Origin of the sequence: Stenotrophomonas sp. GD03680 (assembly GCF_029844625.1) — a bacterium.
Classification (GTDB): Bacteria; Pseudomonadota; Gammaproteobacteria; order Xanthomonadales; family Xanthomonadaceae; genus Stenotrophomonas; species Stenotrophomonas maltophilia_P.
Window position 1 is genome coordinate 65,112 of record NZ_JAOCKC010000006.1, and the last position, 15,178, is coordinate 80,289.

The window sequence follows — 15,178 nt, forward strand, 5'->3', positions numbered from 1 at the left end:
CCAGAAAAGGAAACCGGGCAAGGGTAGCAGCCGTTCGCGCCGCAGGAGGGGGCCACAGGTCATGGCAGCGGGATCGGCAAAGCGGTGCAACCGGCGGCCGCCATCGCGCATCCATTCTCCTGAACCCGCATCATTCACCGCACAGGAGCACGACCATGCAGGAACTCATCCCGATCACCCTCTTCATCTGCATCGCCTACGCCATCCACGCCATCGCCGATGCGCGCGCGCGCAGCAAGCTGGTCGCACCGCACGTGCCCGAGGAGGTGATCCGCTCCCTGGCCGTGCTGGAGGAAGAGCGCCGCCGCCAGGGCGCGCTGCGCTGGGGCATCAGCCTGGTGTGCCTGGCCCTGGCCATGGGCCTGCTGGAAGTCCTGGGCGCTCGCGACCTCACCTTTGGCGCCGCCGCCGCCCTGGTGGGCAGTGCCGGCCTGGGCCAGCTGCTGGCCTGGCACTTCACCCGCCCCGCCGTGCGCAAGAGCTGAGCGCCGGCATGCCACACGCCCCGGGGGAGCGGTGCGCATGAGCCTGCTGGGCGAAGCCCTGTCCGCCCTGCGCGGCCGCCGCCGGCAGGACGCCGCGGCGGCCGCGGTCATCGAAGATGATGCGGCGCTGGTGCGGGCCATCATCGATGGCTCGCAACCGGCGTTCGCGCAGCTGGTGCAGGCCCATCAGCGCACGTGCGCGCATGTGGTCGGGCGCATGGTGGGTGACCGCGATCAGGTCGCTGACCTGCTGCAGGAGACCTTCCTGGCGGTGTTCCGGCAACTGCACCGGTTCCGCTTCGAATCCTCGCTGCGGACCTGGATCTCACGGGTGGCCTACACCACCGCATTGCAGCACCTGCGTCGCCGGCGCCTGGAAGCGCAGTGGATGGTGGCGGTGGAGGTACCGGAGGATCTGGGCATCGGTGACGAGGGACCGGGCCCGGCCGAACTCAGCCAAGCGCTGCAGGCCGGCCGCCAGCTGGGTGCGGCGCTGGAGCGGTTGAGCCCGCCGCAGCGCCTGATCGTCTGCCTGCACTACCTGGAGGATTTCGACCTGGCAGAGATCGAGCAGGTGACCGGTCTTGCGCGCGGTACCATCAAGAGCCACCTGCACCGCGCGCGTCTGCTCCTGAAGCAGGAACTGACGCGGCATGCCACCGCCGGAGAACTGCTGTGAATCCACCGACCGATCCCCGCGATGCCGACGAGCGCGCGCTGGCGCAGGCGTTGCGTGAACAGGCACGGCAGGAACAGACCCCGGACGTGAGCGAGGCGTTGCAGACGCGTATTGCCAGTGAGTCGCGCGACAGTGGCGTGGGCTATGTGGTGGTGCAGGTGCTGCTGGTGGGCGCGCTGCTGGCGGCCGGTGCCTGGTACTTCTGGCCTTGAGGCTCTCGCCGGGCATGGCCCGGCGCTACCCATTGATCCCCAGGTAGCGCCGGGCCATGCCCGGCGGATCGGCGCCGGCAGGTCATGGGGCGCGGCCATGCCCGGCGGCTTCCCCTGCGACAGAGTGAAGCAGCGCGTCACCCGGTCGCATCCCGGCGTAACGAAATATTCCTAAAGTGGTCCGGTATCCCACCGGTCGCAGGCAGGAGGCGTCCCTTGGACGCGTTGTTGTTGTCCCGGATCCAGTTCGGATTCGTCATCAGTTTCCATGTGCTGTTCCCGGCCTTCACCATTGGCACGGCCAGCTGGCTGGCCTTCGTCGAATGGCGCTGGCTGCGTACCCGTCTCCCGGTCTGGCGGGAGCTGTACTTCTTCTGGCAGAAGATCTTCGCCGTATCGTTCGGCATGGGCGTGGTCAGCGGCATCGTCATGGCCTTCCAGTTCGGCACCCACTGGCCGCGCCTGAGCGAGGTGGCCGGTACCGTCATCGGCCCGCTGCTGACCTACGAGGTGCTGACCGCGTTCTTCCTGGAAGCCAGCTTCCTGGGCGTGATGATGTTCGGCTGGGGCCGGGTTTCGCCGCGCCTGCATTTCCTGTCCACCTGCATGGTGGCGCTGGGCACGCTGTTCTCCACGTTCTGGATCCTGTCGTCCAACAGCTGGCTGCACACTCCGGCCGGCTACGAGATGGTCAATGGCATCGTGCATCCGGTGGACTGGTGGCAGGTGGTGTTCAACCCGTCGTTCCCGTACCGGCTGGCGCACATGGCGCTGGGCTCGTTCATCACCACCTGCTTCGTGATCGGCGGCGTGGGTGCGTGGTACCTGCGCAGGGGAACGCACGTGGAGGCGGGCCGGCGCATGCTGATCGCGGCCGTGGCGTTTGCGGCGCTGACCGTGCCGGTGCAGATCTTCGTCGGCGACATGCATGGCCTGAACACCCTCAAGCACCAGCCGATGAAGATCGCGGCGGTGGAAGCGCACTGGCATGAATCCGGCGAAGGCGAGGGCGTGCCGCTGGTGGTATTCGCGCTGCCCAACGAAAAGGAAGAGCGCAACGACTTCGAAGTCGCCATTCCGAAGCTGGGCAGCGTGATCCTGACCCATTCGCTGGACGGCACCTTCGATCCGCTGACTTCGGTACCGGCCAGTGAACGGCCACCGGTGACGCCGGTGTTCTTCGCCTTCCGCATCATGGTTGGACTGGGCACGCTGATGCTGCTGCTGGCATGGGTGTCGGCGTTCCAGCTGTGGCGGAGGAAGCTGCTGGATTCGCCGTGGCTGCTGCGCGGCTGGAACTGGATGTTGCCGAGCGGCTTCATCGCGCTGCTCTCCGGCTGGTTCGTCACCGAGATGGGGCGGCAGCCGTGGGTGGTCTACGGCGTGCTGCGTACTGCCGATGCGGTCGGCCCGCAGAGCGCATGGATGACCGCGCTGTCGCTGGGGGTCTACGTCGTCGGCTACGCCTTCGTCTTCGGCTGGGGCATCTGGTACCTGGTGAAGATCCTGCGCCATGGACCGCAGCCCCACGACCAGGGGCCCTCGCTGGACCACGGCAGCCACACCCCGGCACGGCCGCTGTCCGCCGCCGACGAACCGCTGGAGGAGCGCTGACATGGACCTGGTGACCTGGCTGCCGGTGGCGTGGTTCGCGGTGATCGGCTTCGGCGTACTGATGTACGTGGTGCTGGACGGGTTCGTGCTGGGCATCGGCATCCTTGCGCCGTTCGCCGAGGACGAGGAGCAGCTCGACCTGATGATGAACACGGCTGCGCCCATCTGGGACGGCAACGAGACGTGGCTGGTGCTGGGCGGCGCCGGCCTGCTGGCGGCGTTCCCCAAGGCCTATGCAGTGCTGTTGTCGGCGCTGTATCTGCCGGTGCTGCTGCTGGTGGTGGCACTGGTGTTCCGCGGCGTGGCCTTCGAATTCCGCTTCAAGGCGCATCGCTCGCGGAGGCTGTGGAGCGTGGCGTTCGCGCTCGGCTCGCTGCTGGCCACGTTCGCCCAGGGCGTGATCCTGGGCGCACTGGTGCAGGGGCTGCCCCTGGTGGACGGGGTCTACCACGGCGGTGCGTTTGCCTGGTTCAGCCCGTTTGCGATGCTCACCGGCGCGGCGCTGGTCGCCGGTTACGCATTGCTGGGCAGCACCTGGCTGATCCTGAAGACGGAAGGGCGCGTGCAGGCGCTGGCGCGGCAGCTGACACGGCCGCTGGTGGTGGCGGTGATCGCAGCGATGGGCCTGGTCAGCAGCTGGCTGCCGTTCCTGGACTCGCGGCTGATGGCGCGCTGGTTCAGCGACGGCAACTTCTGGTGGCTGTCACCCGTGCCGTTGCTGACCCTGGCGGTGGCCGCTGCGTTGTGGCGCAGCGCCACGCATCCACGCCGCGACCTGCCGCCGTTCCTGCTCAGCCTGGCGCTGTTCATTCTCGGCTTCCTGGGCCTGGTGCTGGGCATGTGGCCGTACCTGCTGCCGCCCTCGATGACGTTGTGGCAGGCAGCCGCACCGGCGTCCTCGCTCGGCTTCACCCTGGTCGGGCTGGTCATTCTGCTGCCGGTCATCCTCGGCTATACGGCGTGGTCGTACCGGGTATTCCGCGGCAAAGTGCAGGCCGGAGCCGGTTACCACTGAGCAATGGCGTGCGGGGCCACAGGTGCCGGCCCCGTGTTGTGCAATGTGAAACCTGCACACCCTGCGCAGGACGTGCTAGCGTGCGCTCCTTTCCGGCCGCCAGGGGGGCAGCCGGCGACGTCCTGGACGGACGCACGGCTGCAGGGACGGGGGGCCGCCGCGCGTCGCCATAATGGCTCGTGCCATCGTTCTCCTGATGAAGCACCATCGCTAGATGATCGAATTCTCCATCGTCGACTGGGCTGCCTGGGCACCTGGCCTGAGCGAGCGCAGCCAGTGGCTGAGCTGGGCTGACGCGCCCTTCCTGCCACAGGGCGAGGGCACGCCGGCGCTGTCCGAGGTGCCCGCGATGCAGCGTCGCCGCATCGAGCGGCTGGGGCGGATGGCGATCCAGACGGCCTGCTGGTGCGAGGATGGCCACGGGGCCGACAGCCAGGTACCGCTGGTGTTTGCCAGCCGCCATGGTGATGTGGCGCGCTCGATGGACCTGCTCGGGGCGCTGGTGAACGAGCAGCCCCTGTCGCCCACCGGATTCGGCCTGTCGGTCCATAACGCGATCGCTGCGCTGTACTCGATCGCTCGTGGCCATCGCGGCAACTATCTGGCGCTGGCTGCCGGCCAGGCGACGGTGGAGGCCGCCTGCCTGGAGGCCGCCGGTCTGCTGGCCGATGGCGCCCGCGAAGTGCGGGTGGTGGTCTACGAGTCGCCGTTGCCCGAAGTTTACGCGACGTTCGCCGACGAACCCGACCCGTTCTTCGCTTGGTGCTGGCGTGTGGTGGCGCCGACACAGGCGCTGCCGACGCTGTCGCTGCAGTGGGATGGCGCGCCGGCCCCGGTTACCGCCGCGCCCGGCCTGTTGCCGCACGCGTTGGACCTGCACCGCTTCCTGCTCGCGGGCGCGCCGGCGCTGGAACACGTTGCCAATGGCCAGCGCTGGCGCTGGAGCCGCCGTGGCTGAGGCGCTGCGCCGCCTCGATCTTGCCTGGCGGGTGGTGGGCACCGGCCTGAGTTTTGCTGCGTTCGGCATCGGCGGCCTGCTGCTGGGTGCCGTGGTGATGCCGATCCTGCTGCTGATGCGTGATCCGGTGGCCCGCCGCCGTCGCGCCCGCCGCGTGGTGCAGGTGGCGTTCGCCAGCCACCTGCGGCTGATGCGCGGGCTCGGGGTGATGACCTATGAGATCGAAGGGCGCGAGCGCCTGCAGCGCGACGGCCTGCTGGTCCTGGCCAACCACCCCACCCTGATCGACGTGGTCTGCTTGGTCTCGCTGCTGCCCAATGCCGACTGCGTGGTCAAACGGGCGGTGGCCCGCAACCCGTTCATGCGGGGCCCGGTCCGGGCCGCCGGCTACATTTCCAATGACGACGGGGCCGGCCTGGTCGATGACTGCGTGGCCGCGGTACGGGCCGGCGGCAGCCTGGTCATCTTCCCGGAAGGGACCCGCAGCGTGCCCGGCCAGTCGCCGAGGCTTCAGCGTGGGGCCGCCAATATCGCCGTCCGCGGCCGGCTGGACATCACGCCGGTGCGGATCACCTGTACCCCGCCAACCCTGAGCAAAGGGCAGAAATGGTATCGTGTGCCCTCACGTCGCTTTCACGTTCGGCTGCAGATCGGCGAAGATATCCCGATCGCGCCATTCCTGGCCGAAGACGACGCGCCAAGGGGGGATGCCTTGGCAGCACGCCGCGTCACCGAGCACCTTTCTCGTTATTTCGACCTGTCTGGAGATTCGACCCGTGCAAGCACTTGAGCACGAGATCAAGGAATTGATCATTTCCTCGCTTTCACTGGAGGACATCACGCCGGAGGACATCGATCCGACCGCGCCGCTGTTCGTCGAGGGCCTGGGCCTGGATTCGATCGACGCTCTGGAACTGGGCCTGGCGCTGCAGAAGAAGTACGGTGTGAGCCTGTCGTCCGACTCGGAAGAGACCCGGCGCCATTTCTCCAGCGTGCGCGCGCTCGGCGAGTTCGTCGCCGCCCGCCAGTCGTAACGGCGCCAGGAGCTGCCATGACCAAGAATGAACTGTTCGAACGCATCGTCAACATCCTGACCGACAGCTTCGAGATCGAACCGGCCCGGATCACCCCCGAGGCACGTCTCTATGACGACCTGGACATCGACAGCATCGATGCGGTCGACCTGATCGTGCAGCTCAAGCCGCTGCTCGGCCGCAACCTGCAGCCGGAAGCGTTCAAGGCCGTGCGCACCGTGCAGGACATCGTGGATGTCGTGCACCGGCTGCTGCCGGACCAGGCAGCAGCCTGACCGCAGCGCGGGCGGCTCCGCCTTGGCACGCGCGCGTACGGTCGTGGTGGCGGCGATTTCGCTGGCCTACCCGCTGCTCGTCTACCTGGCGATGGACCGCTTCGAGCCGCGCTGGCTGGCACTGCTGCTGTTCACCCTGGCATTGCTGCGTGCCCTGAGCACGCGCCAGCCGCTGTGGTGGGCGGCTGCAGCCGGTACCGGACTGCTGGCGGTGCTGGCCACCGTGCTCAACCAGGCGCTGCCGCTGAAGCTGTACCCGGCGCTGGTGAACGTGGTGATGCTGTGCGTGTTCGCCATCAGCCTGCGGTTCGGGCCGCCGCTGGTGGAGCGCCTGGCGCGGCTGCAGGAGCCGGACCTGCCACCGTTCGCGGTGGCCTATACCCGCCGCGTCACCCAGGTGTGGTGCGGCTTCTTCGTTCTCAACGGCAGTCTGGCCCTGCTCACCGCGCTGTACGCATCGGATCGGGTCTGGATGCTCTACAACGGATTGTTGGCGTACGTGATGATGGGCGTATTGTTCGCAGGCGAATGGCTGGTGCGGCGACGGGTGAAGGCGGCGCACGCCCATGGCTGAGTGGATTGCCCTGGACCGGCTGCTGCGGGATGCGCGGCCGCAGCGTGCTGTCGGCATCCGCGATGGCGAAGTGGTCGACCATCAGCAATTCCGCCAGCGCGTAGTGGCCTGGCGTACGGCGTTTGCCGCCACTGACGGCCGTGACTGGGCGCTGTACTTCGATGATGCCGTGTCGTTCGCCGAGGCGCTGTTCGGTGCCTGGCACGCCGGCAAGCGGGTGTTCCTGGCCGCCGACAACCTGCCCGCCACGCTGCAGGCCCTGCAGCCGCAGGTGAGCGGTTTTGCCGGTGACGTTTCCCGTGATTACCGGCCACTGATGATGGCGGCCGCCGGTGCGCAGGTCGAGCTGGATGCGTTGGACGAGCATGCCTGCGAGCTGTGCGTGTTCACGTCGGGCAGCACCGGCGAACCCACTGCGATCGACAAGCGCCTGGACCAGCTGGCGCGCGAGGTCGATGCGTTGCAGGCCGCGTTCGGCGCACAGCTGGAAGGCGCGCAGGTGCATGGCACGGTGTCGCACCAGCACATCTACGGCCTGCTGTTCCGCGTGCTGTGGCCGCTGGCCGCCGGTCGCCTGATCCATCCGCGGCGGTTCTTCCATGAGGATCTGGTCGCTGCGCTGGCGGGCACGCAGACGGTGCTGGTGGCGACCCCGGCGCACCTCAAGCGCCTGCCTGCGCAGCTGGATTGGGCCAGCCTGCAGGGCCACCTGCGCGCTGTGTTCTCCTCTGGCGGCCCGCTGCCGGAAGAGGCAGCGCGGCAGGTGCGGCAATGGATGGCAGTCGCACCGACCGAGGTCTACGGCAGCAGCGAGACCGGCGGCATCGCCTGGCGTCGCTGGGATACCGATCTTCCGCCCTGGCAGCCGCTTCCGGGGGTGCAGTGGAGAATCGAGGGAGGCTGCCTGGCGGTGGCTTCACCCCATCTGCAGAGCCGCGACTGGTGGTGCACGCAGGATCGGGTGGAAGCGCTGGCCGAGGGTTGCTTCCGCCTGCTCGGCCGCGCCGACCGCATCGTCAAGATCGAAGAGCGCCGCGTTTCGCTCGATGCGCTGGAACGTGCGTTGCGCGACGACGCAGACGTCGATGACGTGCGCGTGCTGGTGCTGCCCGGCCAGCGCGAGCAGCTGGCGGCCGTGGTGGTGCCGGCCGATGCGGCACTGCTTGATGCCGATGATGCCGCGCGCCGCGCGCCGCGCGCTGGGCCAGCGGCTGGCCGCGCGCCTGGCACAGAGCCATGACGCCGTGACCCGTCCGCGCCGCTGGCGGCTGGTACCCACGCTGCCGGTGAATGCGCAGGGCAAGGTGACCCAGGCCGCGCTGGTGGCCTTGTTCCAGCCGTCGATGCCGGTGCCGGTATGGGATCGGCGCGAGGCGGCCAGCGCTACCCTGCGCATGACCCTGGACCCGGCGCTGCGCCCGTTCCAGGGGCATTTCCCGCAGGCCGCGATCCTGCCCGGCGTGGCCCAGGTGGACTGGGCGGTGCGCTTTGCCCGGCAGGCCTTTGCGATGCCGGAGGGGTTCGTGCGCATGGATGCGGTGAAGTTCCAGCATGTGGCGCGTCCGGGTGACGAGCTGACGCTGCATCTGGACTGGGATACCGCACGCAACGTGCTGGTCTTCCGCTATGCCTCCGTGCATGGCGTACACGCCAGTGGCAGGATGGTCTTCGCCGATGCGCAGTGATCCGGCCGATGCCGGTGCCGCGTTCGCGCCACTGGTGGTGATTCCCGTCTACGACCACGAACATGCTGTCGCCGCGGTGGTCGATGGCGTGCAGCGCGCTGGCCTGCCCTGCCTGCTTGTGGACGATGGCTCGCATGCATCATGTGCTTCGGTGCTGCAGGCGCTGGCACAGCGTGAAGGGGTCGATCTGCTGCGTCTGCCGGTCAACCAGGGCAAGGGTGGGGCGATGCTGGCGGGCTTCGCCGAGGCCGCAAGGCGGGGCTGCAGCCACGTGCTGCAGATCGATGCCGACGGCCAGCATGACACCGGCGACCTGCCGCGCTTCATCGCGGCCGCGCGTGCGCGGCAGGACGCGGTGATCTGCGGCATTCCCGCCTACGATGCCAGTGTGCCCAAGGCCCGCCTGTACGGTCGCTACGCAACGCATGTCTGGGTCTGGATCAACACGCTGTCGCTGCATCTGCGCGACACCATGTGCGGTTTCCGTGTCTATCCACTGCCTCCGGTGCTGCGCCTGATGGGCGAAGAGACCATCGGCCGGCGCATGGATTTCGATACCGAAGTGATGGTGCGGCTGTACTGGCGGCAGGTGCCGGTGGAACATCTGGCGACGCGGGTGACCTATCCGGCAGACGGTGTCTCGCATTTCGATGTGTGGCGCGACAACGTACGCATCAGCCGCATGCATGCGCGCCTGTTCTTCGGCATGCTCCGGCGCGCACCGCGCCTGCTCTGGCGCCGCCTGCAGGGGCAGGGCTGAGATGGCCGCCCCCCAAGGTGCGCCGCACTGGGCCGACATCGGTGAATCCACATCGGTGGCCGGCGTGTTGTTCCTGTGCTGGGTGCATCGGTGGTTCGGGCGCTGGCCGTTCCGCCTGTGCGTGTGGCCGGTGGTGCTCTGCCACTGGCTGGGCAACCGTGTGGCCCGGCAGGCATCACTGCAGTATCTACAGCGCTTGCAGGCACACAGTGGCGCGCTGGGCCGCGAGCCGACGCGGCGCGACAGCCTGCGCCATTTCTTCGCGTTCGCCGACACCCTGCTGGACAAGATCCTCGGCCTGGGCGGACGCTATCCGCCCGAGCGCATCCAGCTGCGGCGCGATCTGGTGCTGGACAGGATCGCACGCCGCGAAGGCGGGCTGATCCTGACCGCCCACATCGGCTGCCTGGAGTTGTGCCAGGTGCTGGCCGAACAGGTGCCGGGGTTCCGCATCACCGTGCTGGTGCACACCGCGCACGCGCAGCGCTTCAATCGCCTGCTGCAGCGGTTGGACCCGCTGGCAACGGTGGAACTGGTGCAGGTCACCGCGATGGGGCCGGCCACGGCGATGATGCTGTCCGAGCGCGTGGCTGCCGGTGGCTTCGTGGCCATCGTCGGCGACCGCACGCCAGTGCAGGGTGGACGCAGCGTCACCGCGGATTTTCTCGGCCACCGTGCCCCGTTCCCCATCGGTGCCTACGTGCTGGCGGCGGCACTGGGCTGCCCGGTGTACACCATGGCCTGCCTGCATGAAGGCCAGGGGTACCGGGTCGCCTTCGAGCAGTTCGCCGATCGCATCGTGCTGCCGCGTGGCTCGCGGGACGCGGCGCTGGCAGGGCAGGCGCAGCGTTTCGCGCAGTGGCTCGAACTGCAGGTCATCCAGTCCCCGCTGGACTGGTTCAATTTCTTCCCCTTCTGGGATCAGGCTCCGCATGACGACTGACGCCGTACCCGTGTGCCGCTTTGGCGACGCACCGTTGACCATCGAAGACGTGGTGGCGCTGGCCCATCGCCAGTGCGAGGCCGCACTGAGCGAGGCCCCGGCCTTCCGTGCCCACATCCAGCGCGGTGCCGATTTTCTCGACCGCCTGCTGCGCGAGGACGGGGTGATCTACGGCGTGACGACCGGCTACGGCGATTCGTGCACGGTGAACATCCCGCCGGCGCTGGTGGCCGAGTTGCCGCACCACCTGTACACCTACCATGGCTGCGGACTGGGCCGTTACCTGGACCCGGCCGAGACCCGCGCAGTGCTGGCTGCCCGTCTGGCGTCGCTGGTGCGTGGCATGTCCGGTGTCAGCGTAGCCCTGCTGGAAGGCCTGGCCACACTGTTGCGGCATGACGTGCTGCCGATGATCCCGGCGGAGGGATCGGTCGGCGCCAGCGGTGACCTGACGCCGCTGTCATACGTGGCGGCGGTGCTGTGCGGCGAGCGCGAGGTCCTGCACGATGGCCGCGTGCAACCGGCTGCCGGAGTACTGGCGAGCATCGGCATGGTCCCGCTGAAGCTGCGGCCGAAGGAAGGCCTTGCGATCATGAACGGCACTGCGGTGATGACCGGCCTGGCCTGCCTGGCCTGGCAGCGTGCCGACTACCTGGCGCGCCTGGCCACCCGCCTGACCGCATTCAACGTGCTGGCCAGCGACGGCAACGCGCACCATTTCGACGAGACCCTGTTCGCGGCCAAGCCGCATCCGGGCCAGGCCCGCATCGCCGCACGGCTGCGCCGCGACCTGCACAGCGAACGGCCGCCGCGCAACGAACAGCGCCTGCAGGATCGTTACTCGCTGCGGTGCGCCCCGCACGTGATCGGCGTGCTGGAAGACAGCCTGCCCTTCCTGCGGCAGCTGATCGAAACCGAGCTGAACAGCGCCAACGACAACCCGCTGATCGATGCCGACGGCGAGCGCATCCTGCACGGCGGCCACTTCTACGGCGGCCATATCGCACTGGCAATGGACACGCTGAAGAACACCGTGGCCAACCTTGCCGACCTGCTCGACCGGCAGCTGGCGCTGGTGGTGGATGCGCGATACAACCACGGCCTGCCCGCCAATCTGTCGGCGGCTACCGGCCCGCGGGCAGCAATCAACCACGGGCTGAAGGCACTGCAGATCAGCGTCTCGGCGTGGACCGCCGAAGCGTTGAAGCAGACCCTTCCGGCCAGTGTGTTCTCGCGCTCGACCGAATGCCACAACCAGGACAAGGTCAGCATGGGCACCATCGCCGCGCGCGACTGCCTGCGTGTGATCGAACTGACTGAACAGGTGGTGGCGGCGATGCTGATCGCCGCCCGCCAGGGCCTGGCACTGCGCGAGCGGGTTGGCCTGAACGCGCAGCTGCATGGCAGTCTGGCCGACATGTATGTGGACCTGGGGCAGCGCATCGCGCTGGTCGAGGAAGACCGCGCGCTGGATCGCGAACTGCGGGAGCTGCTGGTGGAGATCCGCGCGCAACGTTGGGAACTGTATTCCGGTGAATGACCTGGTCTGTGAAATCGAGCTGCGCCCCGCCTTCCACGACTGCGATCCGATGAACGTGGTCTGGCATGGCAACTACTTCAAGTATCTGGAGATTGCCCGGTGTGCGCTGCTGCAGCGCCACGACTACGACTACCCGCAGATGCTCGCATCGGGCTACCTGTGGCCGGTGGTCGATGCGCGCGTGAAATACGTGCGACCGCTGCTGTTCAACCAGCGGCTGCTGGTGCGTGCACGCATCGTCGAATGGGAGAACCGGCTGAAGATCGACTACGAGATTCTGGATGCGGAGAGCGGCCAGGTGGCCACCCGGGCCATGACCATCCAGGTCGCGGTGGATGCCGCCAGCAAGGAGATGCTGTACCAATGCCCGCCGGTACTGTGGGAACGTCTGGGAGTGCCCGCGCCATGAACATGCTCGCCCGTCTTCCAGGCGTGCTGCTGTGCGCGCTGCTGCTGGTGGCCGCACCGCGTGTACAGGCAGCCGATCCTGCCGTCGACGCGATCACCCAGGCGGTGGCGCGTCCGGAGGTGCTGCGTGGCCAGTTCAGCCAGGAAAAGCAGGTCAGTGGCTTCAGGAATCCGCTGCGCTCGCACGGCCGGTTCGTGGTCGCGCGCCAGCACGGTGTGATCTGGACCACGCTCACGCCGTTCCCCTCCGAGGTGGTGGTCACCGCCGACCGCATCCTCAGCCGCCAGCGCGATGGCAGCACCCGCGTTGAACTCGATGCACGGCAGCAGCCGGCGATGCGCTCGGTGAATGCGATCATGTTCGCGCTGATGAGTGGCGACGTGCAGGCACTCTCCGGCCAGTTCAACGTGGCGGCCAGCCGTGAAGGGCAGGGCTGGCGCCTGCGTTTGACACCGAAGTCGGCGATGCTGGCCAAGGCCTTCGAGTCGCTGACGCTGCAGGGTGACCGCTATGTGCGCCAGGTCGAGATCGTCGAGGCGAACAAGGACCGCACGCAGATCCAGTTCAGCGCGTTGAGTGAAGCCCCCGCCACGCTGAACCCCGACGAGGCGCGCCGCTTTGAGTGACGCCGTGGCGTTGAACGCACCGGACCGGTTGCGGCGTTGGTGGCATTGGCTGGGCATCGCCTGGCTGGTGTTGCTGCTGGTACTGGGCGTGCAGCAGTGGCGACTGTGGAGCCAGGAGTCGCGGATCGATACCGACATCCTCGCGCTGTTGCCGCAGGATGCACATGACCGCCTGTTGAGCGATGTCACCCGGCGCATCGCCGATGGCAGTTCGCGGCAGGTGGTGGTGCTGCTCGGCAGCCAGGATGGCGCCGCCGCCAAGCGGGCGCAGGCCGCGTTCGCTGCGGCCATGGCTGGAGATGCCGAGAGCGCTTTGCTGGTGCCCAGTGGGTCCATTGAAGGCTGGTTCGACGAGGCGCGTGCGTTCTACGCGCCGTATCGCGACCGCCTGCTGACCCCGGCCCAGCGTGACCAGCTGCAGAGCACGGAAACCGGTGCGCTGGCCGAACAGGCACTCGCCGCGCTGTACGGGCCGATGGGTGCGCCGCGGCTCACCGAATGGCGGCAGGATCCGCTGTCGTTGTGGCCGCAGTGGTGGCAGCAGCAGGCGCAGGGTTCGGGCTTGCGGCTGGGTGATGATGGCCTGCTTGAAGCCGAGGGCAAGCATTGGGCGGCGCTGCAGTTCGATACGCCGGGTTCGGCGTTCCAGCTCGATGGCGAGCACCATCTTGATGGCCTGCTGGAGCGTGCCGGGAAGGCGGCCAGGGCCGCAGCGCCTGAGCTGGAAATCCTGCATGCCGGCGTGCCGCTGCACGCCGAAGCCGCTGCGGTGCAGGCCAACCGCGAGATCAACACCATCGGTTGGGGCTCGCTGGCCGCGGTACTGCTGCTGGTGTGGCTGGCGTTCCGTTCGCTGCGGCCGATCCTGCTGGTGGCCGCGTCGCTGCTGATCGGTTGCGGCGTGGCGCTGGCGGTGACCGTGCTGGTGTTCGGCAAAGTGCATGTGCTGACCCTGGTGTTCGGTGCATCGCTGGTGGGTGTAGCGGAGGACTACGGCATCCACTGGTTTGCGTCGCGCCAGGCCGAACCGGCCGACCGTCGCTGGAAGCTGCTGCGGCATCTGCTGCCCGGCCTGTGGCTGGCGCTGTTGACCAGTGCGCTGGCCTACCTCGCGTTGGGCCTGGCCCCATTCCCGGGCCTTCGCCAGATGGCGCTGTTCTCGCTGGTGGGCCTGGCAGCAGCGTTCCTCACGGTGATCTTCTGGTTCCCGTGGCTCGACGGTGGCGAGATCCGCCAGACCCGCTTCTCGCACTGGCTGGGCAATACGCTGGAACGTTTCCCGCGCCTGCACGGCCGGCGCCCGGTGGCGATCTTCGTGGTGGCCGCGCTGGCGTTGTCCGCGGTGGGCATCGCGCGCCTGCAGAGCAACGACGACCTGCGCAGCCTGCAGTCGTCTCCACCGGCGCTGATGGCCCAGCAGATCCGCCTGAGCCAGCTGCTGGGCATGCCCAGCCCGGCACAGTTCTACCTGGTGCAGGGCAGCGATGCCGCCCAGCTGTTGCAGCGCGAAGAGGCGTTGACCGAACGCTTGCGCGTACTGGCCGATGACAAGCGCATTGGTGGCTACCGCGCAATCAGTGACTGGCTGCCATCACCGGCCCGGCAGCAGGCCGATGCTGCGCTGACCGCGAAGGTGGAGCCCGGCGTGCTGTCGGCTGTGTCTGAAGCCGTGGGCGAGCCGCTGCAGCGACCGCAGTTTGCCGCAGCGCCGCTCACCGCCGACGCCTTCCTGGCCTCGCCAGCCTCGCAGCCGTTCCGCCACCTGTGGGTGGGCAAGGTCGGTGGGCAGATGATCAGCGTGGTGATGGTCGATGACCTGTCGCGTGCCGATGCTCTGGCCACGCTGGAACGTGCCGCCGAAGGCCTGCCCGGCGTGCGCTGGGTGGACCGAACCTCCGATTTCTCCACGCTGCTGGGCCACTACCGCAAGCTGATGGGCGGGCTGCTGCTGGTCGGCATCGCACTGGTGTTCGGCGCGCTGTGGCTGCGCTATCGCCGCCAGGCCTGGCGCGTGTTCGCCCCGACCCTGATCGCCGGTGCGCTGACCCTGGGCCTGCTGGGCCTGTTCGGCCAGCCGCTGCAGCTGTTCAACGTGCTGGCGCTGATGCTGCTGCTGGGCATGGGCATCGACTATGGCATCTTCCTGATCGAGCATCGTGGCGACGCCAGTGCATGGCTGGCGGTGTGCGTGGGTGCGGCCAGTACCTGGCTGTCGTTCGGCCTGCTGGGCCTGTCGCAGACTCCGGCGCTGCGCGCGTTCGGCCTGACCCTGCTGTTCGGTATCGGGCTGGTCTGGCTGATCTCGCCGCTGTTCCGGCCGCCGCCGCATGATCTGCCGGCGGCCTGAGTCCGCCTTCCGCTTCTCTTCT

18 protein-coding genes are annotated in these 15,178 nt (G+C 68.2%); all 18 read left to right on the forward strand.

The features are described from left to right. The first annotated feature begins 155 nt into the window (after nt 1-155). Nucleotides 156-485 carry a hypothetical protein gene (locus N5J29_RS09910; RefSeq protein ID WP_053519923.1) on the forward strand — a complete coding sequence of 110 codons (330 nt, stop codon included), beginning with the start codon at nt 156-158 and terminating at the stop codon, nt 483-485. Nucleotides 486-522: 37 nt separating this feature from the next. Next, nucleotides 523-1,164 carry a sigma-70 family RNA polymerase sigma factor gene (locus tag N5J29_RS09915; RefSeq protein ID WP_164150444.1) on the forward strand — a complete coding sequence of 214 codons (642 nt, stop codon included), beginning with the start codon at nt 523-525 and terminating at the stop codon, nt 1,162-1,164. After that, a complete protein-coding gene (locus N5J29_RS09920) occupies nt 1,161-1,376 on the forward strand; it encodes a hypothetical protein (protein WP_053519921.1) in 216 nt (71 codons plus the stop codon). The genes N5J29_RS09915 and N5J29_RS09920 overlap by 4 nt, the downstream gene beginning before the upstream one ends. A gap of 216 nt (nt 1,377-1,592) precedes the next feature. Continuing rightward, nucleotides 1,593-2,990, forward strand: a complete 1,398-nt coding sequence (locus N5J29_RS09925; protein WP_053518068.1) for a cytochrome ubiquinol oxidase subunit I — start codon at nt 1,593-1,595, stop codon at nt 2,988-2,990. Between the two features lies 1 nt (nt 2,991). After that, a complete protein-coding gene (gene cydB, locus N5J29_RS09930; RefSeq protein WP_065174269.1) occupies nt 2,992-4,005 on the forward strand; it encodes a cytochrome d ubiquinol oxidase subunit II in 1,014 nt (337 codons plus the stop codon). A 214-nt stretch (nt 4,006-4,219) separates the two neighbouring features. Next, nucleotides 4,220-4,963 carry a beta-ketoacyl synthase chain length factor gene (locus tag N5J29_RS09935; RefSeq protein ID WP_164150446.1) on the forward strand — a complete coding sequence of 248 codons (744 nt, stop codon included), beginning with the start codon at nt 4,220-4,222 and terminating at the stop codon, nt 4,961-4,963. Next, nucleotides 4,956-5,753: a lysophospholipid acyltransferase family protein gene (locus N5J29_RS09940; RefSeq protein ID WP_065181617.1), complete on the forward strand. Its 798-nt coding sequence runs from the start codon at nt 4,956-4,958 to the stop codon at nt 5,751-5,753. Before N5J29_RS09935 ends, N5J29_RS09940 begins: the two co-directional genes overlap by 8 nt. Continuing rightward, entirely contained in the window at nt 5,740-5,997 is a 258-nt protein-coding gene (locus N5J29_RS09945; protein WP_053518072.1) for a phosphopantetheine-binding protein, read from the forward strand. Before N5J29_RS09940 ends, N5J29_RS09945 begins: the two co-directional genes overlap by 14 nt. Before the next feature lie 17 nt (nt 5,998-6,014). Next, nucleotides 6,015-6,272 carry an acyl carrier protein gene (locus tag N5J29_RS09950; protein WP_053518073.1) on the forward strand — a complete coding sequence of 86 codons (258 nt, stop codon included), beginning with the start codon at nt 6,015-6,017 and terminating at the stop codon, nt 6,270-6,272. A 22-nt stretch (nt 6,273-6,294) separates the two neighbouring features. After that, on the forward strand, nt 6,295-6,846 hold the full coding sequence (locus tag N5J29_RS09955) for a hypothetical protein (RefSeq protein ID WP_164150448.1): 552 nt from the start codon (nt 6,295-6,297) through the stop codon (nt 6,844-6,846). Then, nucleotides 6,839-8,086, forward strand: a complete 1,248-nt coding sequence (locus N5J29_RS09960) for an AMP-binding protein (protein ID WP_239519735.1) — start codon at nt 6,839-6,841, stop codon at nt 8,084-8,086. Before N5J29_RS09955 ends, N5J29_RS09960 begins: the two co-directional genes overlap by 8 nt. Further along, nucleotides 8,022-8,531 (forward strand): hypothetical protein, encoded by a 510-nt coding sequence (locus N5J29_RS09965; RefSeq protein ID WP_239519736.1) that lies wholly within the window; start codon nt 8,022-8,024, stop codon nt 8,529-8,531. The genes N5J29_RS09960 and N5J29_RS09965 overlap by 65 nt, the downstream gene beginning before the upstream one ends. Beyond that, the gene (locus N5J29_RS09970; protein WP_053518077.1) at nt 8,521-9,291 is read left to right on the forward strand and encodes a glycosyltransferase family 2 protein; all 771 of its coding nucleotides are present in this window, start codon (nt 8,521-8,523) and stop codon (nt 9,289-9,291) included. Before N5J29_RS09965 ends, N5J29_RS09970 begins: the two co-directional genes overlap by 11 nt. A 1-nt stretch (nt 9,292) precedes the next feature. Next, complete coding sequence (locus tag N5J29_RS09975; RefSeq protein WP_053518078.1) at nt 9,293-10,234, forward strand: acyltransferase; 942 nt, start codon at nt 9,293-9,295, stop codon at nt 10,232-10,234. Beyond that, nucleotides 10,224-11,774: an aromatic amino acid ammonia-lyase gene (locus N5J29_RS09980; RefSeq protein WP_065181425.1), complete on the forward strand. Its 1,551-nt coding sequence runs from the start codon at nt 10,224-10,226 to the stop codon at nt 11,772-11,774. The genes N5J29_RS09975 and N5J29_RS09980 overlap by 11 nt, the downstream gene beginning before the upstream one ends. Then, a complete protein-coding gene (locus tag N5J29_RS09985; RefSeq protein ID WP_053518130.1) occupies nt 11,761-12,183 on the forward strand; it encodes an acyl-CoA thioesterase in 423 nt (140 codons plus the stop codon). The genes N5J29_RS09980 and N5J29_RS09985 overlap by 14 nt, the downstream gene beginning before the upstream one ends. Continuing rightward, nucleotides 12,180-12,809 carry an outer membrane lipoprotein carrier protein LolA gene (locus tag N5J29_RS09990; protein ID WP_065174273.1) on the forward strand — a complete coding sequence of 210 codons (630 nt, stop codon included), beginning with the start codon at nt 12,180-12,182 and terminating at the stop codon, nt 12,807-12,809. The genes N5J29_RS09985 and N5J29_RS09990 overlap by 4 nt, the downstream gene beginning before the upstream one ends. Next, a complete protein-coding gene (locus tag N5J29_RS09995) occupies nt 12,802-15,156 on the forward strand; it encodes an MMPL family transporter (RefSeq protein ID WP_164150450.1) in 2,355 nt (784 codons plus the stop codon). The genes N5J29_RS09990 and N5J29_RS09995 overlap by 8 nt, the downstream gene beginning before the upstream one ends. Nucleotides 15,157-15,178: the final 22 nt, after the last annotated feature.